1 pseudogene is annotated in these 274 nt (G+C 58.0%); it reads left to right on the forward strand.

The features are described 5' to 3' along the window. A pseudogene (locus SB756_RS29890) lies at positions 1-274 on the forward strand (primosomal protein N'); the annotation flags it as partial.

Raw genomic sequence — 274 nt, forward strand, 5'->3', positions numbered from 1 at the left:
GATTGGTACACAAATGCTGGCGAAAGGTCACCATTTCCCGGATGTGACGCTGGTTGCATTACTGGACGTGGACGGCGCGCTGTTTTCTGCCGATTTTCGCTCGGCAGAGCGTTTCGCTCAGCTTTACACCCAGGTCGCCGGTCGTGCCGGGCGTGCGGGTAAACAGGGCGAAGTGGTGCTGCAAACGCACCATCCGGAACATCCTCTGTTGCAAACGTTGCTCTATAAAGGCTACGACGCCTTTGCCGCTCAGCCAGCGCCTGTTCGGCAAAGG

It is taken from the genome of Pseudomonas sp. SIMBA_068 (genome assembly GCF_046534705.1).
GTDB classification, from domain to species: domain Bacteria; phylum Pseudomonadota; class Gammaproteobacteria; order Pseudomonadales; family Pseudomonadaceae; genus Aquipseudomonas; species Aquipseudomonas putida.